The sequence below is a fragment of the Cellulomonas sp. ATA003 genome, assembly GCF_031582905.1.
GTDB lineage: Bacteria > Actinomycetota > Actinomycetes > Actinomycetales > Cellulomonadaceae > Pengzhenrongella.
Window position 1 is genome coordinate 78,586 of the sequence record NZ_CP133990.1, and the last position, 21,878, is coordinate 100,463.

Sequence of the window (21,878 nt, forward strand, 5' to 3'; positions counted from 1 at the left end):
GCGCACGCGTCACCCCACCCGGACGTCCCGCGGGAAGAGCCGGGCCAGGACGTCGGCGAGCGTGACCACCCCGACGAAGGCGCCGCCGTCGGTCGCGACCGCGAGGTGGTTGCGGGACTCGCGCATCGCGGTCAGCGCGCTGTGCACCGCCATGCCCGCCTCGACCGTGAAGACCGGGCGCATGAGGTCGGCCGCCGGGCGGTCGTCGGGCTCGGTCAGCGTGTCGCGCACGTGGATCACGCCCTGGACCGACCCGGCGACCCCGACCAGGACGCGCAGGTGGCCCGACGCGCGGGTCGCGGCCCGGACGTCCTCGACCGTGGCGTCCGACGCGACCGCTGTCGGCCGTGCGCCCGGACGGAGCAGGTCGCGGACGGTGAGCGACTGCAGGTCCAGCGCACCGGCCAGCTGGGCGGAGTAGCTCGCGTCCAGCGCCCCGACGTTGGTCGAGTGCTCGAGCAGGTGCCGCAGGTCCTCCGGGCTCTGGCCGGTCGCCAGCTCGTTGGCCGGCTCGACGCCCACCCGTCGCAGGCACCAGTTGGCCATCTCGTTGAGCGCGACCAGCAGCGGCCGGGTGAAGAACATGAACGCGCGCATGGGCAGCGCCAGGACGGTCGCCGACGTCTCCGGGTGCGCGATCGCCCACGACTTGGGTGCCATCTCGCCCACGACGAGGTGCAGGAAGGTCACGACGACCAGCGCGAGCACGAACCCGGCGACGTCGGCCAGCCACAGCACGACGCCCCAGGACTCGAAGATCGGGGTCAGCCAGTAGTGGACCGCCGGCTTGGTCAGGGCGCCGAGGGCGAGCGTGCAGGCGGTGATGCCGAGCTGGGAGCCGGCGAGCAGCACCGTGAGCTCGGTCGAGCTGCGCAGCGCGGCGCGCGCGGAGCGGCTGGTCGCGGCGGCGTCCTCGAGGCGGTGCCGGCGCGCGGCGAGCAGCGCGAACTCGACGGCGACGAAGAAGGCGCTGAGCGCGATCAGGCCCGCGGTGACCAGGGTGAAGACGATCGGGTCGCTCATCGGTGGGCCCCCTGGGCGTCGGTGCGGGCGGCGTGGTCGGCGCGGGCGGCCGGGACGGCCGGCACCGCGGGGACGGTCACCCGGACCGTCGCGGGGACGTGCCGCTCGATGGCCAGGACCTCGACGCGCATCCACACCGGGGCGGGCGGGTCGGCGAGAGCCAGGTCGGCGGGGTCGGGCGGGAGCTCGAGCTCGACGGTGGTGCCGACGTCCGGCAGCGCACCGTGCCGCTCGATCACCAGGCCGGCGATCGTCTCGTAGTCGTCGCGCGGCAGGTCGTGCCCGACGGCGCGCTCGACCTCGTCGATGTGGACGTCACCGGCCATGACCCAGGTGCCGTCGTCCGCGACCGGCAGGACGTCGGGCTCGGCCGGGTCGTGCTCGTCGGTGATCTCCCCGACCAGCTCCTCGGCGAGGTCCTCGAGGGTGATGACGCCCGCGAAGCCGCCGTACTCGTCGACGACGCACGCCATCTGGTTGCGGGACTCGGCCAGGAGGCGCAGGACGTCCGGCAGGGTCATCGCCGTGGGGACCATGACCGCGGGCCGGATGAGGCCGGTCAGGGCGGCCGTGTCGGCGTGCACGCCGACGAGGACGTCCTGGAGGTGCACCACGCCGACGACCTGGTCGTCGTCGTCCAGCACGGGGTAGCGCGAGTGCCCGGTGCTCATGAGCTCGCGGACCTGGCCGACATGGTCGCCCGTGCGGACGACGTCGACCCGGGCGCGGGGGATCATCGCGTGCTCCACGTCGCGCTCCGGGAAGTCCAGGATGCGGTCGAGCAGGAGCGAGAGCTCCTCGGGCAGGTCACCGCTCTCGCGCGAGTCGGCGACGATGTGCTCGAGGTCGCGGACCGTCGCGGAGTGCTCGACGTCGTGCACCGGTTCGATGCGCAGGGCCCGCAGCAGGACGTTGGAGGCGTGGTCGAAGACCTGGATGAGCCAGCCGAAGGCCTTGAGGTACAGCGTCGTGGACGTCGCCAGGCGCAGCGCGACCGGCTCGGGCCGGGCGATCGCGAGGTTCTTCGGGAACAGCTCGCCGAAGAGCATCTGCACGAAGGTCGAGAGCACCAGGGCGAGCACCGTCCCGATGGCGATGCCGACGCCGGTGGGCACGCCTACACCGCCGAGGGCCGTGCCCAGCGACTCGCCGATCAGCGGCTCGGCGACGTACCCGACCAGCAGCCCGGTGACCGTGATGCCGAGCTGGGCCCCGGAGAGCATGAAGGACGTGCGTCGCGTGACGGCCAGCGCCCGCTTGGACGACGGGTCACCGGCCGCGGCCCGGGCGCTCAACCGTGACCGGTCGACGGCCATGTACGCGAACTCCTGCGCCACGAAGTAGCCGGTGGCCGCGGTGATCGCGAGCACCACGAGGATGCCCAGGAGCAGGGACAGCACCCACATCAGTGGTTCCCCCTCTCGCCACGTCGTCTGCGTGCGGCTCGAGGGGGCTCGTACTGTCGCTGTCCATCTCTCTCCAGGGTCGGTGACGTCGGTCCACGGTGCCAACGCCCTGCGGGGCGCGCCGGTTCCGTCGGACGAGGGTATGCCGCCGGGTTAGCGGGACCGACTCACCAGCTCTTGTTTCGAGGCGCTTCTATATAGACTAGATTCGAAGCAGTACCACCTCACGTCCCCGTGTTCCCTCTCGTGCACCGCGGGCGTGTCACCAGCAGGGAGGAACCTCCAGTGACGCACACAGTCGCCGTCCCCCGGCGGTCGGCTGCCGGACGGCTCTCGGGCCTCGACCGGTGGCTACCGGCCTGGATCGGGCTCGCGATGCTCGCCGGACTGGCCCTGGGTCGGTTCGTTCCCGCCCTGGCCGACGTCCTGGCGCGTTTCGAGGTGGGCGGCATCTCGCTGCCGATCGGCGTCGGCCTGCTCGTGATGATGTACCCCGTGCTGGCCAAGGTGCGGTACGACCGTGTCGCCGCCGTGACGGGTGATCGCCGCCTGCTGGTCAGCTCGCTCGTCCTCAACTGGGTCGTCGGGCCGGCGCTCATGTTCGCCCTGGCCTGGGCGCTGCTCCCGGACCTGCCCGAGTACCGGACCGGCCTCATCATCGTCGGGCTCGCCCGGTGCATCGCCATGGTGGTGATCTGGAACGACCTGGCGTGCGGGGACCGGGAGGCCGCCGCGGTGCTGGTCGCGGTCAACTCCGTGTTCCAGGTCGTCGCGTTCGCCCTCCTCGGCTGGTTCTACCTCACCGTGCTCCCCGGGTGGCTGGGGTGGGACACCCAGGGGCTGGACGTCTCCGTCGGGCAGATCGCGGTCAACGTCCTGGTGTTCCTCGGGGTCCCTCTCGTCGCGGGCTTCGCGTCCCGCGCGGTGGGGGAGCGCGTGCGAGGGCGGGACTGGTACGAGGCCGTCTTCGTCCCACGGGTCGGCCCGTGGGCGCTGTACGGGCTGCTGTTCACGATCGTGCTGCTGTTCGCCCTGCAGGGCGATGCGGTGACCCGCAACCCGCTCGACGTCGTGCGCATCGCGCTCCCGCTGCTGGCCTACTTCGCCCTCATGTGGGGCGCCGGTCTCGCGACCGGGAGGGCGCTGGGGCTGGGGTACGCGCGGTCGACGACCCTGGCGTTCACCGCGGCGGGCAACAACTTCGAGCTCGCGATCGCGGTGGCGATCGGCACGTTCGGCGCCACGTCCGGGCAGGCCCTGGCGGGGGTCGTCGGGCCGCTGATCGAGGTTCCCGTGCTCGTCGGCCTGGTCTACGTCTCCCTGTGGGCCGCCCGCCGGTGGTTCGCGACCGACCCGTATGCCACCGCGCCGGACGTCACCGTCCCGGTCCACGAGGAGGCCCCGCGATGACCACCGTGACCCCGCCACCGCCGTCGTCCACCTCCGCCGCCGACCCCGGCTGCGCCCCCACTGAGGCCCGTGCCATGGGCCCGGACGTCGCGGGGCAGGTCGCCGTCGTGCTCAAGGCCCTGGCGGACCCCCTGCGGCTGCGGATGCTGTCCTTCCTCACCGCCAGCGCCACCGGTGAGGCCTGCGTGTGCGACATCGCAGGGGTCGCCGACGTGTCGCAGTCGACCGTCTCGCACCACCTCAAGGTCCTCAAGGACGTCGGGCTCCTGACGTCCGAACGGCGCGGCACCTGGGTCTGGTACTCCGTCGTGCCCGAGGCGCGCCGTGCGGTCACCGCGCTGCTGGAGTCCTTCGCGCCGGCGGCCCTGGACGCCGCGCGGCACCGGGCGCAGCCCCTGGGCGGGCTGACCGACGTCGACGCGGCGCTGGCGCGGCTCGCCGACGACCTCGCCCCCGGTACTGCGCTGGACCCCGGCACCGTCCTGCGCACGGTGCGCGAGTCCTACGCCGCGCTGGTGCGCAACGCCGGGGTCAGCGGTCATCTCGTCGCCCTCACCCGCCGGTTCGCCGAGCAGCGCCTCGCCGACCTGGCACGCACCGCAGCACCGCAGGCGCCGGGCCGCCCACCTCAGGTGCTGTTCGTCTGCGTCGCGAACGCCGGTCGGTCCCAGCTGGCCGCGGCGCTCCTGCGGCACCACGCCGGCAGTGCCGTGATCGCCCGCTCGGCCGGCTCCGCGCCCGCCGGAGCGGTGCACGACGCCGTCCGCCCTCTGCTGGGCGATCTCGGCGCCGACGACGCCTACCCCAAGCCACTGACCGACGACGCCGTCCGCGCTGCCGACGTCGTCGTCACGATGGGCTGTGGGGACACCTGCCCCGTGATCCCGAGGGTGCGGTACGAGGACTGGGTGGTCGGGGACCCGGCGCTCGCCTCGACCGACGGCGTCGCGGCGATCCGCGACGACCTCGACGCGCGGGTCCGCGCCCTGCTGGCCGATCTCGTCCCCGACCTGCCCCTGCCCGTGCGTCCGGACGGCGCCCGGCGCGACGACCACCCCGACCACCACCGCGACGAGGAGAACGAACCGATGAGCGACCTGCCCACCACCACCACCACGCCGAGCGCCCTGTTCGTCTGCGTGCACAACGCGGGCCGCTCGCAGATGGCCGCCGGGTTCCTGCGCCACCTGTCCGGCGGCAGCGTCGAGGTGCGGTCCGCCGGCTCGATGCCGGCCGACGCCATCAACCCCGTCGCGGTCGAGGCCATGCTCGAGGCCGGCATCGACATCCGTACCGAGCGCCCCAAGGTCCTCACGCCCGAGGCCGTCCAGGCCTCCGACGTCGTCATCACCATGGGCTGCGGGGACGTGTGCCCGATCTACCCCGGCAAGCGGTACGAGGACTGGGCGCTCGCGGACCCCGCGGGGCAGGGGATCGACGCGGTGCGGCCGATCCGCGACGAGATCCGCGGTCGCGTGCTGGCGCTGCTCGACGAGCTCGGGGTCGAGCCCGTCGAGCAGCACGAGCCGGCCGAGCGCACGAGGGGCGTCGAGCCGCTCGAGGGTGACCGCTCAGTGCGCGCCGGGCTCGGCGACGTGCGCCGAGTGCTGGGCGTCGCCGTCCTTGCCGCGGGTGGTGTAGAGGCTCGTCGCGGTGACCACCGCGAGCACCACGAGGATGACGACGAGCGAGAGCACCGTCGGGATCTCCGGGACGCCGGCCCACTCGCCGTGCGCCCAGTGCAGGACGAGCTTGACGCCGATGAACGCGAGGATCGTCGCGAGGCCGTAGCCGAGGTGGACGAGCTTGCTCAGTGCGCCCTGGAGCACGAAGTACAGCGCGCGCAGGCCGAGCAGGGCGAACGCGTTCGTGGCGAACACGAGGTACGGGTCGCCGGTGATGCCGTAGACCGCCGGCACGGAGTCGACCGCGAAGACGACGTCGGTGGCGAAGACGGCGGCGACGACGACGGCGAGCGGCGTGAGGATCCGCCGGCCACCCTCCTTCACCGACAGGCGCGGGCCGCGGTAGTCGTCGGTCACGGGCATGACCCGGCGGATCAGCCGCACGGAGCGCATCGTCGACACGTCGACCTCGTGGCCGGCGCCGGTGAGCTGGTCGCGCAGGATCTTCACCGCGGTGAGCAGGAGGATCACGCCGAACAGCAGGAACGCCCAGCTGAGGTTGGCCAGCACGGCCGCGCCGAGCGCGATGAAGATCCCGCGCAGCACGAGCGCACCGGCGATGCCGAAGAGGAGGACGCGCTGCTGGAGCACGACCGGGACCGCGAACGCCGACAGCAAGAGCATGAAGACGAAGAGGTTGTCCACGGACAACGACTTCTCGACGAGGTACCCGGTGAGGTACTCGACGCCGGTGGTGGAGCCGTAGCGGGACCAGATCCAGGCGCCGAACCCGAGCGGCAGGGCGATGTAGAAGGCGCTCCACCCCAAGGCCTCGCGCATGGAGACCTCGTGCGGCTTGCGCGTCACGGCGAAGTCGAGGGCCAGCAGGGCCAGGACGCCGGCGATGGTCACCGCCCACAGCGAGGGGGTGGCGATGGTGGCCAGGACGTCGTCGGTCACGGCGACGGGGGCGAGATCGAGCACGGAGTCTCCCGGGATCGGTGGGGTCCCGAGGTCTCCTTCACCCTGAGCAGGGCCACCGTCCGAGGTCGCTGGTGCGCCGTACTGACCGGATCGGTGCTGGGAAGTACTCCCTCGCCCGCGCAGCATAGGCAGGTGCCCGTGGGTCGCGCACCGTGGGCCGGGTCACGCCGGGTCACGCCGGGTCACGACTGGCAGCTCAGCCCCGTCCGCAGCGCCTCGAGGTTGGCGTGCATGGTGTCGAGGTAGTCGCGGTCCGGGTCGGTGCGCCCCTCCAGCGGGTCGAGCACCGCGGTGGCGACGCCGAGGTCGTCGGCGAGCACCCGGGTGACCTCGGGGTCGGCCAGCACCTCGAAGAACAGCCGCCGGACGCCGTTGTCCTCCACGACCTGACGGACGCCCCTCAGGCGTGCCGGGGACGGCTCGACCTCGGGGTCGACGCCCGTGATCCCGACCTGCTGCAGCCCGTACCGGTCGGCCAGGAAGCCGAAGGCGGCGTGCGACGAGACCACGGTCGCCCCGGCGCAGCCGGCCAGTCCTTCGGCCATCGCCTCGTCGAGCGCCGTGAGGTCGGACTCGAGCTCCGCTGCCGCGGCGGCGTAGTCGGCGGCGTGGTCGGGGTCGACCTCGGCCAGGGCGTCGGCGACGTCGTCCACGACGAGGGCCAGCCGGGTCGGGTCCAGCCAGAAGTGCAGGTCGGTCGGGCCGTCGGGCGCTCCTGCAGTGGTCCCGGCCCCGGGGTCGTCCGCGGCGGCGCCGACGGCGTCCACGACTCGCGCCCGTACGCCGGTCGCGACCGCCTCGTCGGTGGCCGCTTGCAGCCCGGACAGCATCACGACGACGTCGGCGTCGCGGATGTCCCGGACCTGCCGCGGCGACAGCTCGAGGCTGTGCGGGTCCGCCCCGGGAGGGTGAGCGAGCCGACGTCGGCGTGCTCGCCACCCACCCGGTCGGCGACGAACTGCAAGGGGTAGAACGACGCGAGCACCTGGGGGCGGCCGCCGTCCGGCGGCGAGGTCGGTGCCGCGGCGCAGCCGGTCAGCAGTCCGGCCGCGACGAGCGCGGACGTGAGGGTGTGGAGCGGGCGGGTGGCGGGCATGTGTCCTCGTGTCAGCGGAGCGGTGGGCGTGCGCCGGCCGGCCGCCTCGCGCGCAGGGGCGGAGGCGGCCGGTGCGGGGAGCTGCCGGGCGGCGGGGTGACGGCGGTCAGTCCTGGTGGACGTCCTCGTCCGCCTCGTCCTCGTGCGCGGGGTCGTCGTGCGCGTGGTCGTGGTCGTCGGCCGGGACGTCGCCCGTGACGCCGGTGAGCTCGTTCGGCGTGACCGGGAGCCGCACGCTGTTCCAGATCTCACCCGTCTCGATGTCCACCGCGTGCAGGGTGTCGGTGCTCGGGTCGGTGACGTACGCCGAGCCGTCGAGCACGAACAGGGTCGGTCGCGGGCTCTGCCAGTCGTCCGGCTCCTCCCACGCGTCGACCACGGGGATCGACCGCACGAGGGTCCCGGCCTCCGGGTCGATGACGTGCAGCGCGCCGTCCGTCCCGAGCACGAGCGCCTCGCCGGCGTCGCCGCGTCCGAGCGAGCGGAAGCTGTAGCTCGCCGGGAGGTCGACGAGGGCCAGTCCGGCGGTCCGCGTGTCGATGAGCGAGACGCGGGTCGGGCGTTCGAGGTCGGCGTCCGGGTCGGACTTGTAATCCCCGAGCACCACGGGCGAGACGTCGCTGCCGGCCTGGTTGCCGATCCGACCGTACGGGTCCGGGCTGGACACCTTGGTGATGGTCGCGCCGACGTGGACGAGGGCGCCGTCCTCGCACCCGATGACGACGGCGTCGTCGGCCGCGACGGCCTCGCCGTGCACGCCCGGGCAGTCGTCGGACGACGCCACGGTCCTCCCGTTCGCGTCGAGCACGCGGGTCCCGGTCCGCTCGTCCTCGGTCCCCTCGGAGACGACGAGCGTGCCGTCGGCCAGCTCGACCGCGACGCCGTGGTGCGCGGACGGCGTGGTCAGCTCGCGCAGTGCGCGGTGCTCGCTCTCGGCGACGGCGGCCGAGTCGAAGGCGACGACGTCACCCGTGCCGTCGTCGAACAGGACGGTGCGCCCGTCGTGGACGACGACGTGCCCGGGCTTCTCGGCCTCCCAGGCGACATCCGGGAACGTGGGGGCCTGCGTGTAGTGGTGCGCGTGGTCGCCGTGCGGCTCGGACCACGTGCCGGCGTCGAGGAGCTGGAAGCGTCCGGCGGTCGACACGAGCAGGTGGCGACCGTCGCCGGCGCCGTTGAGCCGGTTGAAGCCCGGCAGCTCGAGGTCACCGACGGTCTCGAGCGAGGTGGCGTCCAGGACGAGGACGCCGCCGTCGTAGGTGAGCGCGAGGCGGGGCGTCACCGTCGCTGCCTCGCTCGGGCGCGGGGTGGCCGAGGGCGCGGCCTCGGTCGGCGTCCCGGTGTCGGGACCGGACTGCGTGGCGGTCCCGCCGGAGGCGCACCCGGCCAGGAGGAGCAGCGGGACGGCGAGCCCGAGGGCGGCGCGGGAGCGGGAGCGCGGGCGCGGACGGGGCGAGGGCATGGGGGTCATCGGCGGGTCGGGTGCGCCGACGCAGGGCGCGGCGCACCCGTCTCCTCTCTGGGGAGGTGGGACGGACGCCGGTGACGCTAGCAGCAAATGAGAATCATTATCGAGAAGCACCGACGGGCGGGGGCGCCGGTTCCGCGGGGTCGGGCGTCGACGCGGACCGCACCACCCAGGCACCGATGGCCGTGGTGACCGGGATCGCCAGGACGAGGCCGATCGACCCGACGAGCGTCCGCGCGACCTCCTCCGCGATGTCGCCGCTGGTCAGGGAGTCGAGGATCGACCGGTCGGAGATGCTCAGGAGCAGCACGAGCGGCAGGCTCGCGCCGAGGTACGCGAAGACGATCGTGTAGACGGTCGAGGCGATGTGGTCGCGGCCGATCCGCATGCCGCGGTCGAACAGCTCGCGCCAGGACGCGTGCGGCGACGTCGCGTGCAGCTCCCAGACCGCCGAGGCCTGGGTGATGGTGACGTCGTTCAGCACGCCGAGCCCGGCCAGGACCATCCCGCACAGCAGCACGCTGCGGAGCTGGATCTGGGGTGCGTACGACTGCAGGTCCATGGCGTACTCGCCGGCCAGCCCGGTCAGGTGAGCGGCGCCGCTGGCCCACGCGGCGATGCCCGCGGTCGCGACCAGGCCGACCAGGGTGCCCAGCAGCGCCGTGGACGTCCTGGTCGTGAACCCGTGCGCGAGGTACAGGACGACGAACATGATGAGCGAGGACGACACGAGCGCGACCGGCATCGCCGGGCGCCCCTCGAGGAGCGCGGGCAGGGTGAACGCGCCCACCACGGCCAGGGACAGTCCAAGCCCGATGAGCGCAGCCAGCCCGCGCCAGCGGGCGACGGCGACCACGAGGACGCCGAATACGGCCGCCAGCCAGCCGAGCGGCGGGCCGCGGACGAAGTCGACGAAGAGGTGCGGCGTGCCCTCGACGGCGGCCTCGGCGACGTACGCGATCCGCACCCGGTCACCCGGCGCGACCTCGGGCAGGTACTCCTGTGGGACGAGGACGCCGACGTCGGTGCCGTCCGCCATGGTCGCGCGGACCTGCTCGGACACCGCGGCGGCGTCCGGCCGGACCGTCGTCACCTGCACCGCGTGGAACGTCATCCCGGGGCCGGTCGTCTGCATGACCGGCCGGTCCTCGGCGGTCGGTCGCAGGAGGACCGCCCCGGCGAGGGTCGCCAGGAGCGCGGGCACCAGGATGGCGGCGAAGATCACGCGTGCCCGCCGACGCACCGGCGGCGCTGCCGTCGTCACCGCGGCCCCGTGGGTGTGGGTGTGGGTGGTCATCGCACCAGGGTCGGCGACGCCGAGGGTGCGACCGGGCGGGACGCGCCGCGGGTCGTCCGCCGAGCGCGTCGCTCAGGCGCCGGTAGGGCGCCCCGGCGCACGAGCCGACCGTCCCGCGGCGACGACCGCCGCGCCGGCGCGCAGGAGCGCTCGCCGCACCTCGGCCGCCGGCACGTCGTCGCCGGCGGCCATGGCGCCGTCGCGGAGCATGACCAGCTGGACGGCGATGCGGTCGGGTCGGGCGAGGCCGAGGTCGTCGAGCAGGTCGCGAGCCTGGCCCCGCAGCCACGTCCGGTGCTCCTCGGCGGCCAGGTGCACGGGGTGCGCCGGCTCAGGGTGCGCGGCGAGCGCGTTGAGGAAGGGGCACCCGCGGAAGTCGGGACCGTGCGCCTGGGCCCCGAGCGACCAGGCGTACGCGACGAGGACCCGTCCGGGCGCCGTCGGGTGCCGCGCGCGCCATCCGGCGACCGTGGCGCGCTCCGCGGCCGCGACGGAGCGCAGGTAGACGACCACGACGTCGTCCTTGGTGGGGAAGTGGCGGTAGAACGTCGCCTTGGTGACCCCGGCGGCCTCGATGATCGCGTCGGCCGCGACCGCCCGCACGCCACGGCCGTACAGGAGCGGGGCCGCGGCGGCGACGATGCGCCGCGCCGCCTCTGCCTGGCCGCCGTCCCGGGTCGGGCGCCCGACGACGAGCGCGGCGTCGACTGCCGGGGCGAACGCGGGTGGCGGGGTCGGAGCCATCAGCGGGGCGCGCTCGTCGACCGTCCGGTGCCGGTGCCGGTGCCGGCGGCGCGGTGCGCGTCGCTCCGGGCGCGCCAGGCGGCCCAGGCGCCGGTCGACCACAGCGCCCACAGCACGAGCAGCGGCTGGAAGGCGAGGCGGACGGCCCGGGCGCGATCGGTGTCCAGGCCGAACCCGTCGGTGCGCTCGACGTACTGCGCGATGTTGCCGGGGAAGATCGCGACGAAGAACGCCCCGACCACCCAGCCGACGATCCAGCGGTGGCGGCGAGGGTGACCAGCAGGGCCAGCCCGAGGGCGATCTCCACGACCCCGGACGCCACGACGACGACGTCGGGATCCAGCGGCACCCAGCTCGGGACCTGCGCCTGGAACTCCTGCCGGCTCACGGTCAGGTGGCTCACGCCGGCGAACGCGAGCACGCCGCCGAGCGCGAGCCGCCCGGCGGTCCGCGCCGGGGACGCCGGGCCGGGAGGTGCGTCCGGCGCCGCACGCAGCGACGCCGGCGAGCGGTGGGCGGGTGTGCTGCTCATGGGTTTCCTTCGGTGCGCGCTGGTAGACAGACGAGTTCGTCTACCCTAGGCGGTCATGGTGCTGCGACGGCTGTGCTGACGCCGTGCCGTGCGGCGCCGCGGCGTCGTCGGTGGTGGACTAGGGGCCCAGGGGCACCACACCAGCGTGCCCGCAGAGAGGCCCCAGGTCGGTCTCCACCTGGACCGTACGGGGAGGGTCGTTGAGCGGGCACACGCCGGACCATCAGGACATGGACGAACGGCGCGCGGACGAGGGCCTGGTCACCGCCCGACCGCCGGCCGGCTTCACGCTCGTCCGGCAGTGGCGGCTGGACACCACGCCGCAGCTGGCGGGACTGCGCGCGAGCCTGAAGAGCGAGCTCGCCGAGGGGACGCGCCCCGAGCCGGAGCTGGACCCGGTCGCGCACGACATGGTGCTGGTCGCGTCCGAGCTGGCGACCAACGCGCTGCGGCACGGCATCCCGCCGACCATCGTCCGGCTGCTGCGCTCGGTGGGCACCTATCTCCTGGACGTCGCCGACCACGACCTCAGCTCGACCCCGCACATCGCCGGTCCCCGTGCCCCGGGCGAGGGCGGCTACGGACTGCAGATCGCCCGCCGCGTCGCCGTGGACGTCGGCTGGTACACCACCGACGCCACCAAGCACGTGTGGGCGCTGTTCCCGGCGCGCGAGGCGTCGATCTCGTAGACGTCCGCCCCGCGCCGGGTACTGGGTACACGACGGCACGACGGCGTCAGGGCGTGCTGCGGAGGCGCCAGATCAAGATGGCGAGTGCCGCCGCGACGGGTGCCCACACGCGCTCCACGGGTGACTGTGTCGCCAGGTTCCCGACGATGCCGAGCACCATGAACAGGCTCGTCCCCGTCAGCGATCGACGCCGTGCGGTCGGCGAGAGCCTGTGGGTGGCCACCAGGGCGGCAAGCCCGCAGTAGATGAGCATCGAGCCGGTGCTGGCAGCCCGTAGCGGCCCGGGCAGCACGCCCGGCGCTACCCCGCCCCACGCAGCCGCTCCCCAGGGCGCGCCGGCTGCCAGCGCGAGCTGGAACGCTGCGACGACGCCCAGCAAGCTGAGCGCAGCGCGGCGGTCAGACGTTCGCTGTCCCGAGGGATGAGCTGCTCCGACGCCGGTCACGGTGTTCGCGCTCCAACGCCGACCGGGGTGATGGGCACGAGTGACCTCCACACGGATGGCTGGGGCATCGAGCGGGATGGTCGGACGGACCGGTCGCGGGTCACGCGTCGACCAGGAAGCGCTCGGCCGGCTGCCGGTTCAGGACGCCCTTGGCGAGGAGGAACACGAGCAGCGACCCCTCGGCGAGGACGAACAGGCTCACGAGCGCTGGGTTGACCAGGTCGGCGGCGGTGGGTGCCAGGAACTGCAGGAGGACGTCGACGAGGTACCCCGTGGAGGCGGCGATCAGGACCGCTGCGATGGCGCGGGGGAACATCCCGGACCGCCAGGCGAGGAGGCCGAGGGGGAACAGCCACAGGCCGAAGAAGATCTGGGCGGCGAGGTACCCGTAGTGCTGCAGGTCCATCAGGAGCATCACCAGAGAATCCGCGCCGTCGGCGCCGAGGGCTGCGGCGTAGGACGGTTCGGTCGCGACGAGCAGCGCGCCGAACTGATGCACCATGTTGAGCGTGATCATGGCCACGGCGATCACCACGAACAGGACCATCGCCCGCGCCACCCGGGCGTCGACGTGGTGCAGGAGCCGATGGAGCGCCAGGACGACGAAGACGAGGAAGGTCGCCTGAACCAGGTCCGCCGCGACGCTGTACCGGACGAGGGCGACGTTCTCGACCACGCGCGCGGCGGTGGTCGTCGCATCGCCGGGGACGTACACGATGCCGCGGACGATGTGTGCGAAGGCGCCGAGGACGGCGACGACGAGGTAGTACAGACCTGCGGTGCGGGCGAGCCGCTGGGTGGGCTTCATGACGTGCTCCTCTGATCGGGGTGGGCCGTGCTGTCGTCCGACCGTCGCAGCGACGGGTTGAGCCCGGGTCGAGCCGTGGTCGAGGGCAGCGAGCGCCGGCAGGAGTCGTGCGAAGATCGGTCACCGACCAGGAGGGACGTGCCGTGGTCCGGATCCGGCTCTTCGGCGAGGTCGGCGCCACGGATGACCGTGGCCGGCCGCTCGATCTGGGGCCCGCGAAGTGTCTGGCGGTCCTGGCGGTCCTCGCCCTCGCGCCGCGGTCGGCGATCCCGGTGTCCCGGATCGTGGAGGCGGTCTGGGAGGGGACGCGCCGCGGACCGCGGAGAAGACCCTGCAATCCTACGTCACACGCCTGCGCAAGGCCCTGGGCAACGATGCGATCGTCCGCGCCGGTGCGGCTTACCGTCTGGATGTGCCCGGCGGGGCGATCGACGTGGTCCGCTTCCGCAAGCACCTGGACGTCGGCGAGGTCGAAGCGGCACTGGCGGAGTGGACCGGGGCGCCTCTCGCCGGCCTGGATGCCCCGGGCCTCGCCGCCACGGTCGACGGTCTGCTCGAGGAACGACTCGCTGCCCTCGAGACGGCGCTCGGGCGGCAGGTGGACGCGGATCCCGCCGCCGTGATCGGCGCCCTGACGGAGCTGACGGTGGACCACCCGTTCCGCGAGGGCTTCTGGGCGCTCCTGATGACAGCGCTCTACCGATTGGGCCGGCAGGCGGACGCCCTGGCTGCGTTCCAGCGGGTCCGGTACCACCTCGTCGACGAGCTGGGGGTCGAGCCCGGCCGGCGGCTGCGCGACCTCGAGGCTCGCATCCTCGACCAGAGCCCATCCCTCGGTGATCCGCAGGGGTCGCAGCCCGTGCGGGGCGACGGCACGCGGCAGGAAACCTTCCGGCGCGGCGCGAGCGGCTGATCGGCCGCGAGGCCGACCTGGAAGCCATCGCGGGTGCATCGGCGACCTCGGCGGTCGTCACCCTCGTCGGACCAGGGGGAATCGGGAAGACGCGCCTGAGCCTCGCCACGGCGCAGGCCTGGGGAGAAGGCACAGGTGAGGCATGGTTCGTCGCGCTTGCCGGCCTCACCTCCCCCGCGGACGTGCCGCGCGCCGTCGCCGAAGTCGTCGGGGTCGCCGAGGGGCCCGGCAGGACGACGACGCAGGCGGTCGTCGCGGCGCTACGACCCCGACGGGCGCTCGTGGTGCTCGACAACTGCGAGCACGTGATCGCTGGGGCGGCCGCGATGGCGACGGCGCTCGCCGAAGGCTGCCCCGAGCTGTGCGTCCTCGCCACCTCGCGCTCGCGGCTCGGGGCACGCGGGGAGCGCCTCCTCGCGGTGCCTCCGCTGGACATCGCCGGACCGGCCGTCGAGCTGTTCACGGCGCGCGCGCGAGCCGTGTCCCGAACGGTCGACATGGAGGCCCATCGTGCCGAGATCGAGGAGATCTGCTGCGCCCTTGACGGGGTGCCGCTCGCGATCGAGCTCGCGGCCGCCCGGACCACGACGCTCTCCGTGCCGGAGATCGTCGGACGGCTGGACGACCGTCTCCGGCTCCTGACGCGGAGCCCACGGACGAACGAGGACCGGCACCGGACCCTGCGCGCGACCATCAACTGGTCGGTCGACCTCCTCACCCAGGAGCTCCGCACGTTGTTCGCCCGGCTCTCCGTCTTCGCGGGAGGGGTCGATCTCCGGGCGGTCCACCGGGTATGTGGCGAACCGGGGCTCGACGAGGCGCAGGTGGAAGATCTCCTGGAGGACCTCGTCGACCAGTCGATGCTCGTCATCGAGCCCGAGCCGGCCGGGCGCCGCTTCCGGTTGCTCGAAACCCTGCGGGAGTTCGGGGCGGCCGAGCTCGCCGCAGCCGGCGTGACGGACCAGGTCGCGGCACGCCACGCAGGGTGGTGCCTGGAGGAGGTCGACCGCATCCATCGCCAGCTGGTGGGGCACGCCGAGGTGGAGGGCGTCGCGCGGCTCGGCGTCCTGTGGCCCGACCTGCGCGTGGCCGTCGACCGCGCCTGCCGGATCGGGGACCACCTCCTGGCGGACGCGCTCGTCCGGCCGCTCGTCGCCGAGGTGACCCTGCGGCGGCAGGGGGAGATCGGCGAATGGAGCGAACGGATCCTCGCCGTCGTCCCGCCCGACGACGTGGACCGGGTCGTGTTCTGGCTCACCTGGGCGGCGCACCGCTCCATGCACAGGGGGACAGAGAGCGCTACGAGCAGGTCGTCGGCCGCCACGGCCACCGCGATCACCCGCTGATCGCCTACACGCGCGCCTACCTCTACGAGGACAGCGCCGCGCTCAGCGGTGTCTCACCCGCAGCGGTCGCAGAGCTGCGGCGGATGGGTGAGCCGTACCTCGCCTCGCTCATCGAGCTGTCCGGGGTGGCGTCCGGGTTGATGGCCACCGGACAGCTGGCCGCCTTCGACACGTTCGTGGCGCCCCTCGTGGCCCGCTACCGAGCGGACGGCCCACCGGCGATGCTCCACCTCGCACTTCTGGGCCTGGGGTACTCGGCCCTCTTCCAGGGCAGGACGCAGGACGCGGACGACCTCTTCGACCAGGTGTCCCACATCGATGTGCCCGAACGGACCTTCTCGGTGAACCGCCCCGTCGAGGCGCGCGCCGCCTTCCGACGCGGCGACCGTGAGCGCGCCTACACCGTCCTGCGGGACCACGTCGACGATCTGCTCGACACCGACGTGATGGACACCGCCCGGCTCGCAGCCCTCGAGTTCGTCACGATCATGCTGGCGGTGGGCCGTGCGGACGACGCCGGCCGGGTCCGGCCCTACCTCGAGTCGACCGGTGGCTTCGGCGAGCTGGCCGCCCGCGTCGTCGGGGCCTTGGGGGATCCGCCCGTGAGGGCTCCCGCGCCCGGCCAGGTGACCACGCCACCAGCCGCCGTGGACGCGGACGCGCGCCGTGCGCTGGAGCACGTCCGTGACGTCCTCACGTCCATCCTCGCCCGCTGACGACAGCCCACGGCGAGCGCCGTCCACGAGGTCGGGCGCACCGCCGCCCGCGCACACGACGAAGGGCCCGTGACCTGGCAGCAGGTCACGGGCCCTTCGACCGGCGGAGGATGGGGGATTCGAACCCCCGAGGGCTCTCACCCAACACGCTTTCCAAGCGTGCGCCATAGGCCACTAGGCGAATCCTCCCGGCCGGACGAGGATACCGGAGCCGGACGCGTGCGCCGAACGTGACCTCGGGCACGGCGCCGCGGGTGACCGATGGGGCGGTGTCTCCCGGTGTGCGCTGCGTGGCGCCCCCGCTGCCGGCGGCGGTCCGCGACCGGTTCGCCAGCACGCCCGCGGGCTGCGTTAGGCTGAGTGCAGACCCCTCGTGCGGCGTCATCTCGCTGAACTCCCCCAGGGCCGGAAGGCAGCAAGGGCAGGCGGGCTCTGGCGGGTGTGCGGGGGTCCTTCCATGCCCGGAGACGCCAGGCCCCGAAGGCCCCGCGACCCTGAGGTCGCACCCTGACGGCGTTCGGGGTCCGACCGGTCCGCGGGTACGACTCAGGGTGGACCGTGACGCGACCCGGGTCGTAGCCCACGCCGCCACGGACCGTGCCGGGGGCCGATGTGCCGCCCCACCGGTCCCGGCCAGCCTGGGGGCATGACCTCAGCACCCGCCTCCGCCACCCCGCGTCTGCAGGCCCGCGGCCTCGTCAAGAGCTACGGCCCGACGACGGCCCTGGCCGGCGTCGACCTCGACGTCGCCGAGGGCGAGTCGCTCGCGGTCACGGGGCCGTCCGGGTCCGGCAAGTCGACGCTGCTGCACACCCTGGCCGGCGTGCTGACCCCGGACGCGGGCTCGGTCCGGCTGCGCGGTCGTGAGGTCGCGGACCTCAACGAGCGTGAGCGCTCCCTGCTGCGCCGCCGGCACTACGGCTTCGTCTTCCAGTTCGGTCAGCTGCTCTCCGAGCTGACCGCGGCCGAGAACGTGGCACTGCCGCCCATGCTGCTCGGGACGTCGCGCAACCAGGCGCTCACGCACGCCCGGCAGTGGCTCGGCGCGCTGGGTCTGGCCGGCATGGAGGACCGGCGCCCCGGCGAGCTGTCCGGTGGCCAGGCGCAGCGCGTCGCCGTCGCGCGGGCGCTCATCACCGGGCCGGACGTCGTCTTCGCCGACGAGCCGACCGGCGCGCTCGACCAGTCCACCGGCGCCGAGGTGATGCAGGTGCTGACCGACGCGACCCGCGCCGCCGGCGCCTCGCTCGTCGTCGTGACGCACGACCGCGACGTCGCGGCGTGGTGCTCGCGCCGGATCGAGGTCCGTGACGGTCTGGTGGTCGCCGACGAGCGCACGCCGATCGGCGTGGCCGCCCGATGAGCGTGATGGTCCCGCTCGCCGTCCAGCTCGGCCGGGCCGGTGGCCGCCGCGGGCTGACGACGACGGCGCTCGCGGTCGTCGCCTTCGCGGTCACCGCGACGTTCGGGCTGAGCGTCCTCGGCGGCCTGCGCGGGTTCATGCGCCGCGACGCCGCGCCGACGTCGTCGGCGATGGCCGAGTACTCCGACATCTACGTCGTGCTCGCATGGGCCGCCGTCGTGCTGCTGCTGGTGCCGCTGGTCGCCCTCGGAGGGGCCGCGGCCCGGCTGGGGCTGTCCCGGCGGGACGCGCGCCTGGCGACGTTGCGGCTGCTCGGCGTGACCCCGCGCGAGGTGGTCGGTCTGACCGTCCTGGAGACCGCGGCGCAGGGGCTGGTCGGGGCGCTCCTCGGGATCGTCGGCTACCTCGTGCTCCTCCCGGTCTGGACGTCCATCCCGTTCCAGGGCGCCGACTTCACGGTGGGCGAGGTGTGGGTCGGCGTGCCGTCGCTCCTCGGTGCGCTCGTGGCGGTGCCTGCCCTGGCGGCGGTGAGTGGCGCGGTGTCCCTGCGTCGCGTCGTCGTCGCCCCGCTCGGGGTGGCGCAGCGCACGACGCCGCCGCGGCTGCGGGTGGTCCGCCTCGCCGGCGCCGGGATCGCGCTGCTGGCCTTCGCGCTCGTGACGCAGGGCGGGGACGCGTTCGGTGCCTTGCTCTTCGTCGTGCTGATCGGGATGGTCGGCGTCGTCATGCTGTCCTTCAACGCGCTCGGGCCGTGGCTGATCGGCCGGCTCGGGCGGGTCATGGTCCGGTTCGCCCGGAGGCCCGCGCAGCTCCTGGCGGGCCGGCGGCTGCTCGACGAGCCGCGCGCCGCGTGGCGCGTCGTCGGTGGGCTGGGGCTGGCCGGCTTCGTGGCGGGCGTGCTGGCGGTCGTCCCGGTGGCCGGCGCCGGGGGCGGTGACAGCCCCGACGCGGTCCTCATGCGGGACCTGACGACCGGTGCGCTGCTGACTCTCGCGATCGCGTTCACCGTCGCCGCCGCGTCGGCCGGGATCATGCAGGCCGCGAGCGTCCTGGACCGCCGCCGCGAGTTCGCCCTGCAGCGCCTCGCCGGCGTACCCGTCGAGCTGTTCGACGCCGTCCGGCGCCGCGAGGTGCTGGCCCCGATGGTGCTCGTCGCCGGCTCCGCGGTGGCGACCGCGTGGCTCCTGCTGCTGCCCCTCTTCGGCATGTCGCTGGTGGCCGGGCCGCAGGGCGTGATCCTGCTGGTCGGGTGCCTCGTCGGCGGTGGGCTGCTCGTCTTCGGAGCGACCGAGCTGAGCCGACCGCTGCTGCGGTCCGTGCTCGCCGAGACGGTCGTCCGCGCAGACTGACCCGCTTCGCCGACGCCGAGCTGGGGGCGGCATCGGCAGGCGGGTCGAACGGCCTCGGCGCCGCCCGTGACGACAGGGTCAGGGGCGGCGTCCGAGGCAGCCGGTGCACCGCCCGCGCGCGTGGACGAGTGGTGCGGGGGAGCGGCGGGGAGCGGCTGGGGTGCGTGGGTGGCGGCGTCTAGAGTTCCGTGGGTGACGACCGCCCTGTACCGCCGCTACCGGCCCGAGAACTTCGCCGAGGTGATCGGGCAGGAGCACGTCACGGTGCCGCTGATGCAGGCGCTGCGCACCGGGCGGATCAACCACGCCTACCTGTTCAGCGGCCCGCGCGGCTGTGGCAAGACGACGTCGGCCCGCATCCTCGCGCGCTGCCTCAACTGCGCCGAGGGCCCGACGGACACTCCGTGCGGTGTGTGCCCGTCGTGCGTCGAGCTCGCCCGCGGCGGCGCGGGGTCCCTCGACGTGGTGGAGATCGACGCCGCGAGCCACGGCGGCGTCGACGACGCCCGCGACCTGCGCGAGCGTGCGACCTTCGCCCCGGCGCGCGACCGCCACAAGATCTTCATCCTCGACGAGGCCCACATGGTCACGCCGCAGGGCTTCAACGCGCTGCTCAAGATCGTCGAGGAGCCGCCCGAGCACGTCATGTTCATCTTCGCGACGACGGAGCCGGACAAGGTCATCGGCACGATCCGCTCGCGCACGCACCACTACCCGTTCCGCCTCGTCCCGCCGGACGTGCTGTCCGGCTACCTCGAGACGCTGTGCGCGTCCGAGGGGGTGCCGGTCGGTGCGGGCGTGCTGCCGCTGGTCATCCGCGCCGGCGCGGGGTCCGTCCGCGACTCGTTGTCCGTCCTCGACCAGCTCGTGGCCGGTGCCGACGAGCGCGGGCTCGACTACGAGCGTGCGGTGCAGCTGCTCGGCTACACCCACGCGACCCTGCTCGACGACGTCGTGGAGGCGATCGCCGCGGGCGACGGCGCCAGCGCGTTCCGCGTGGTCGAGCGGGTCATCACCACCGGGCACGAGCCGCGCCGCTTCGTCGAGGACCTGCTCGAGCGCCTGCGCGACCTCATCGTGCTCGCCGCCGCGGGCGAGGCCGCCGACGCCGCGCTGCGCGAGATCCCCGGTGACCAGCTGACCCGGATGCGTGCGCAGGCCACCCACCTCGGTCCGGCCGAGCTCTCTCGCGCCGCCGACGTCGTCAACGCGGCGCTCGGAGAGATGACCGGGGCGACGTCACCGCGCCTGCACCTCGAGCTGCTCATCGCCCGGCTGCTGCTGCCCGCCGCCGACGACGGCGTCCTGGGTCACGCGGCGCGCCTGGACCGGCTCGAGCGCGGGACCGGCGCGCCCGTCGCGTCTGTCGCGTCCGCCGAGCGTGCGGTGGGTGGTGGGGCGGCCGTGCCCGCGGTGGCCGCCGCGCAACCTGTGCCTGCTGAGCCGGCCGTGGCACCGCTGCCGGCACCTGTGGTGGCAGCGCCGGTCGAGCCCCGGCCGGACGGTCCCCCTGCGCCCCGACCGGTGGCGGGGCCGGTCGGCGAGACCGCCGACGGCCACCCCGGGCAGCCGCCGGAGAGGACGGCCGAGCGCGCCGTCGCTGCCGAGGCTGCGTCGGCCGCTGAGCCGACGGACCGGCCGACGGACCGGCCGACGGACCGGCCGACGCCGGAGGCCGCGCCCGTCGGGCCCCCGCAGCCGGGGCCGTCGCTGATGGCGTCCGGCACACCCAACGCCGCGCCGGCGACGTCGACCCCGGTGACGCCGACCCCGGTGACGCCCTCGGCGCCCGCGCACCCGGCCGACGCGCCGGCTCCCGCCCGGGGCGATGCGGCGCCCGCGCCCGCGGCGCCGGCCTCGCCGCCCGCGCAAGCCGCTGCGCAGGCCGCGCCCGCACCCGCCGGTCGGCCCGCACCTGCGTCCGGGGTGCCCGGCCTGGAGACCGAGGTCCTGCGCCGCCGGTGGCCCGAGGTGCTCGAGACGCTCAGCCGGCTCAAGAAGGCGACGTGGGCGATGGTCGGCCAGCACGCGCAGGTCGGCGAGCTCACCGGGACGTCCCTCACGTTGCTGTTCCCCGGGCCGGGGCTCGCGACGGCGTTCCGCGGCGGCCCGCACGCCGAGGTCGTGCAGCGCGCGGTGCGCGAGACGCTCGGGTTCGACGTCCGGGTCGAGGGGCGGGTGGGCGACGGCGCGTCCGCGGCGGGCGGCGGCTCGTCGTCCGCGCCGGTCCGTGCGGCGGCTGAGCCGACCCGCCCGGCGGAGGCGCCGTCGGGTCGTCGGGTCGTGGACCGCGCGGCGGCCGAGGCGTCGTGGGCGACCGTCGAGCCGCCCGACGACGACATCCCCGAGGGGCCGACGGTCGACGCGGTGCCGCCGGACCTCGAGCCGGAGCGCCCGGCCGGTCGCCCCAGCGCCCGCGAGGCCGGGGAGCGCGCGCACGCCGCCGCTGCCCAGCGCGCCGCGGCGTCGGGCCCGGCCGTCGAGGACTCGCCGGACCCGGACGACCCCGACATCGCGAGCTCGCACCTGACCGGTCCGCCCCTGGTCGCGCAGATGCTCGGCGGCACCGTGATCGACGAGCAGGTCGGGGACGAGGTCTGACGATCCGGCACGCCACGGCCCCGTGCCCGGTCCCTCTCGCGCACGGGTCGCGGACCGTGGTTC

Annotated in this window: 18 protein-coding genes, 1 tRNA gene, 1 other RNA gene and 3 pseudogenes; 11 read left to right on the forward strand and 12 right to left on the reverse strand. The window is 74.3% G+C overall.

Annotation, left to right across the window (positions count from 1 at the left end):
* Positions 1–9 precede the first annotated feature (9 nt).
* Positions 10–1,023, reverse strand: a complete 1,014-nt coding sequence (locus REH70_RS00405) for a hemolysin family protein (protein WP_310750462.1) — start codon at positions 1,021–1,023, stop codon at positions 10–12.
* A complete protein-coding gene (locus tag REH70_RS00410; RefSeq protein ID WP_310750467.1) occupies positions 1,020–2,429 on the reverse strand; it encodes a hemolysin family protein in 1,410 nt (469 codons plus the stop codon). The genes REH70_RS00405 and REH70_RS00410 overlap by 4 nt, the downstream gene beginning before the upstream one ends.
* 285 nt (positions 2,430–2,714) lie before the next feature.
* Here REH70_RS00410 and arsB point away from each other — a divergent pair, with 285 nt between their 5' ends.
* From arsB to REH70_RS00425, 3 genes and pseudogenes are all read left to right on the forward strand, one after another.
* Positions 2,715–3,839 carry an ACR3 family arsenite efflux transporter gene (gene arsB, locus REH70_RS00415; protein ID WP_310750470.1) on the forward strand — a complete coding sequence of 375 codons (1,125 nt, stop codon included), beginning with the start codon at positions 2,715–2,717 and terminating at the stop codon, positions 3,837–3,839.
* Positions 3,836–4,843, forward strand: a pseudogene (locus REH70_RS00420) (metalloregulator ArsR/SmtB family transcription factor); the annotation flags it as partial. The gene arsB and the pseudogene REH70_RS00420, both read left to right, overlap by 4 nt.
* Positions 4,844–4,927: 84 nt before the next feature.
* A pseudogene (locus tag REH70_RS00425) lies at positions 4,928–5,353 on the forward strand (arsenate reductase ArsC); the annotation flags it as partial.
* A gap of 57 nt (positions 5,354–5,410) precedes the next feature.
* Here REH70_RS00425 and REH70_RS00430 read toward each other — a convergent pair.
* From REH70_RS00430 to REH70_RS00460, 7 genes and pseudogenes are all read right to left on the reverse strand, one after another.
* Positions 5,411–6,574: a TerC/Alx family metal homeostasis membrane protein gene (locus REH70_RS00430; protein ID WP_310754458.1), complete on the reverse strand. Its 1,164-nt coding sequence runs from the start codon at positions 6,572–6,574 to the stop codon at positions 5,411–5,413.
* A 56-nt stretch (positions 6,575–6,630) separates the two neighbouring features.
* A complete protein-coding gene (locus REH70_RS00435) occupies positions 6,631–7,326 on the reverse strand; it encodes a metal ABC transporter solute-binding protein, Zn/Mn family (RefSeq protein WP_310754460.1) in 696 nt (231 codons plus the stop codon).
* Complete coding sequence (locus REH70_RS00440) at positions 7,278–7,544, reverse strand: hypothetical protein (RefSeq protein ID WP_310750473.1); 267 nt, start codon at positions 7,542–7,544, stop codon at positions 7,278–7,280. The genes REH70_RS00435 and REH70_RS00440 overlap by 49 nt, the downstream gene beginning before the upstream one ends.
* A gap of 106 nt (positions 7,545–7,650) precedes the next feature.
* On the reverse strand, positions 7,651–9,015 hold the full coding sequence (gene aztD, locus REH70_RS00445; protein WP_396134605.1) for a zinc metallochaperone AztD: 1,365 nt from the start codon (positions 9,013–9,015) through the stop codon (positions 7,651–7,653).
* A 97-nt stretch (positions 9,016–9,112) separates the two neighbouring features.
* On the reverse strand, positions 9,113–10,309 hold the full coding sequence (locus tag REH70_RS00450) for a YibE/F family protein (RefSeq protein WP_310750479.1): 1,197 nt from the start codon (positions 10,307–10,309) through the stop codon (positions 9,113–9,115).
* Between the two features lie 72 nt (positions 10,310–10,381).
* A complete protein-coding gene (locus tag REH70_RS00455) occupies positions 10,382–11,053 on the reverse strand; it encodes a TetR/AcrR family transcriptional regulator (RefSeq protein ID WP_310750482.1) in 672 nt (223 codons plus the stop codon).
* Positions 11,053–11,585 (reverse strand): annotated as a pseudogene (locus tag REH70_RS00460) (DoxX family membrane protein). The gene REH70_RS00455 and the pseudogene REH70_RS00460 overlap by 1 nt, the downstream one beginning before the upstream one ends.
* A 230-nt stretch (positions 11,586–11,815) precedes the next feature.
* Between REH70_RS00460 and REH70_RS00465 the strand changes: the two are divergent.
* Positions 11,816–12,274 carry an ATP-binding protein gene (locus REH70_RS00465; protein ID WP_310750484.1) on the forward strand — a complete coding sequence of 153 codons (459 nt, stop codon included), beginning with the start codon at positions 11,816–11,818 and terminating at the stop codon, positions 12,272–12,274.
* Positions 12,275–12,320: 46 nt separating this feature from the next.
* On the opposite strand, the gene REH70_RS00470 is transcribed toward REH70_RS00465, so the two are convergent.
* Both REH70_RS00470 and REH70_RS00475 read right to left on the reverse strand, forming a co-directional pair.
* A complete protein-coding gene (locus REH70_RS00470; RefSeq protein WP_310750486.1) occupies positions 12,321–12,653 on the reverse strand; it encodes a hypothetical protein in 333 nt (110 codons plus the stop codon).
* A 166-nt stretch (positions 12,654–12,819) separates the two neighbouring features.
* Positions 12,820–13,527 (reverse strand): DUF4386 domain-containing protein, encoded by a 708-nt coding sequence (locus tag REH70_RS00475; protein ID WP_310750489.1) that lies wholly within the window; start codon positions 13,525–13,527, stop codon positions 12,820–12,822.
* A gap of 412 nt (positions 13,528–13,939) precedes the next feature.
* Here REH70_RS00475 and REH70_RS00480 point away from each other — a divergent pair, with 412 nt between their 5' ends.
* The 3 genes from REH70_RS00480 (at position 13,940) to REH70_RS00490 (ending at position 16,502) form a co-directional block, all read left to right on the forward strand.
* Positions 13,940–14,440 (forward strand): AfsR/SARP family transcriptional regulator, encoded by a 501-nt coding sequence (locus tag REH70_RS00480; RefSeq protein ID WP_310750493.1) that lies wholly within the window; start codon positions 13,940–13,942, stop codon positions 14,438–14,440.
* A 182-nt stretch (positions 14,441–14,622) separates the two neighbouring features.
* Entirely contained in the window at positions 14,623–15,786 is a 1,164-nt protein-coding gene (locus tag REH70_RS00485) for a hypothetical protein (protein WP_310750496.1), read from the forward strand.
* A gap of 83 nt (positions 15,787–15,869) precedes the next feature.
* Entirely contained in the window at positions 15,870–16,502 is a 633-nt protein-coding gene (locus REH70_RS00490; protein ID WP_310750499.1) for a hypothetical protein, read from the forward strand.
* A 104-nt stretch (positions 16,503–16,606) separates the two neighbouring features.
* On the opposite strand, the gene REH70_RS00495 is transcribed toward REH70_RS00490, so the two are convergent.
* Positions 16,607–16,691: transfer RNA gene (locus REH70_RS00495), tRNA-Ser, on the reverse strand.
* A gap of 172 nt (positions 16,692–16,863) precedes the next feature.
* On the opposite strand from REH70_RS00495, the gene ffs reads away from it, so the two are divergent.
* From ffs to REH70_RS00515, 4 genes are all read left to right on the forward strand, one after another.
* Positions 16,864–16,961: signal recognition particle sRNA small type (ffs, locus tag REH70_RS00500), an RNA gene on the forward strand.
* Positions 16,962–17,148: 187 nt separating this feature from the next.
* Positions 17,149–17,865, forward strand: a complete 717-nt coding sequence (locus REH70_RS00505) for an ABC transporter ATP-binding protein (protein WP_310750502.1) — start codon at positions 17,149–17,151, stop codon at positions 17,863–17,865.
* Entirely contained in the window at positions 17,862–19,214 is a 1,353-nt protein-coding gene (locus tag REH70_RS00510) for an FtsX-like permease family protein (RefSeq protein ID WP_310750505.1), read from the forward strand. The genes REH70_RS00505 and REH70_RS00510 overlap by 4 nt, the downstream gene beginning before the upstream one ends.
* Positions 19,215–19,406: 192 nt before the next feature.
* Entirely contained in the window at positions 19,407–21,815 is a 2,409-nt protein-coding gene (locus REH70_RS00515; RefSeq protein ID WP_310750507.1) for a DNA polymerase III subunit gamma and tau, read from the forward strand.
* Positions 21,816–21,878: the final 63 nt, after the last annotated feature.

Bases quoted from the DNA above. Each gene is read 5' to 3' on its own strand.
- REH70_RS00405 (WP_310750462.1), bottom strand. From the start codon at position 1,023: ATGAGCGACCCGATCGTCTTCACCCTGGTCACCGCGGGCCTGATCGCG.
- REH70_RS00410 (WP_310750467.1), bottom strand. From the start codon at position 2,429: ATGTGGGTGCTGTCCCTGCTCCTGGGCATCCTCGTGGTGCTCGCGATC.
- REH70_RS00430 (WP_310754458.1), bottom strand. From the start codon at position 6,574: ATGCTGCGCGGGCGAGGGAGTACTTCCCAGCACCGATCCGGTCAGTAC.
- REH70_RS00440 (WP_310750473.1), bottom strand. From the start codon at position 7,544: ATGCCCGCCACCCGCCCGCTCCACACCCTCACGTCCGCGCTCGTCGCG.
- aztD (WP_396134605.1), bottom strand. From the start codon at position 9,015: ATGACCCCCATGCCCTCGCCCCGTCCGCGCCCGCGCTCCCGCTCCCGC.
- REH70_RS00450 (WP_310750479.1), bottom strand. From the start codon at position 10,309: ATGACCACCCACACCCACACCCACGGGGCCGCGGTGACGACGGCAGCG.
- REH70_RS00455 (WP_310750482.1), bottom strand. From the start codon at position 11,053: ATGGCTCCGACCCCGCCACCCGCGTTCGCCCCGGCAGTCGACGCCGCG.
- REH70_RS00465 (WP_310750484.1), top strand. From the start codon at position 11,816: ATGGACGAACGGCGCGCGGACGAGGGCCTGGTCACCGCCCGACCGCCG.
- REH70_RS00475 (WP_310750489.1), bottom strand. From the start codon at position 13,527: ATGAAGCCCACCCAGCGGCTCGCCCGCACCGCAGGTCTGTACTACCTC.
- REH70_RS00490 (WP_310750499.1), top strand. From the start codon at position 15,870: ATGGGTGAGCCGTACCTCGCCTCGCTCATCGAGCTGTCCGGGGTGGCG.
- REH70_RS00505 (WP_310750502.1), top strand. From the start codon at position 17,149: ATGACCTCAGCACCCGCCTCCGCCACCCCGCGTCTGCAGGCCCGCGGC.
- REH70_RS00510 (WP_310750505.1), top strand. From the start codon at position 17,862: ATGAGCGTGATGGTCCCGCTCGCCGTCCAGCTCGGCCGGGCCGGTGGC.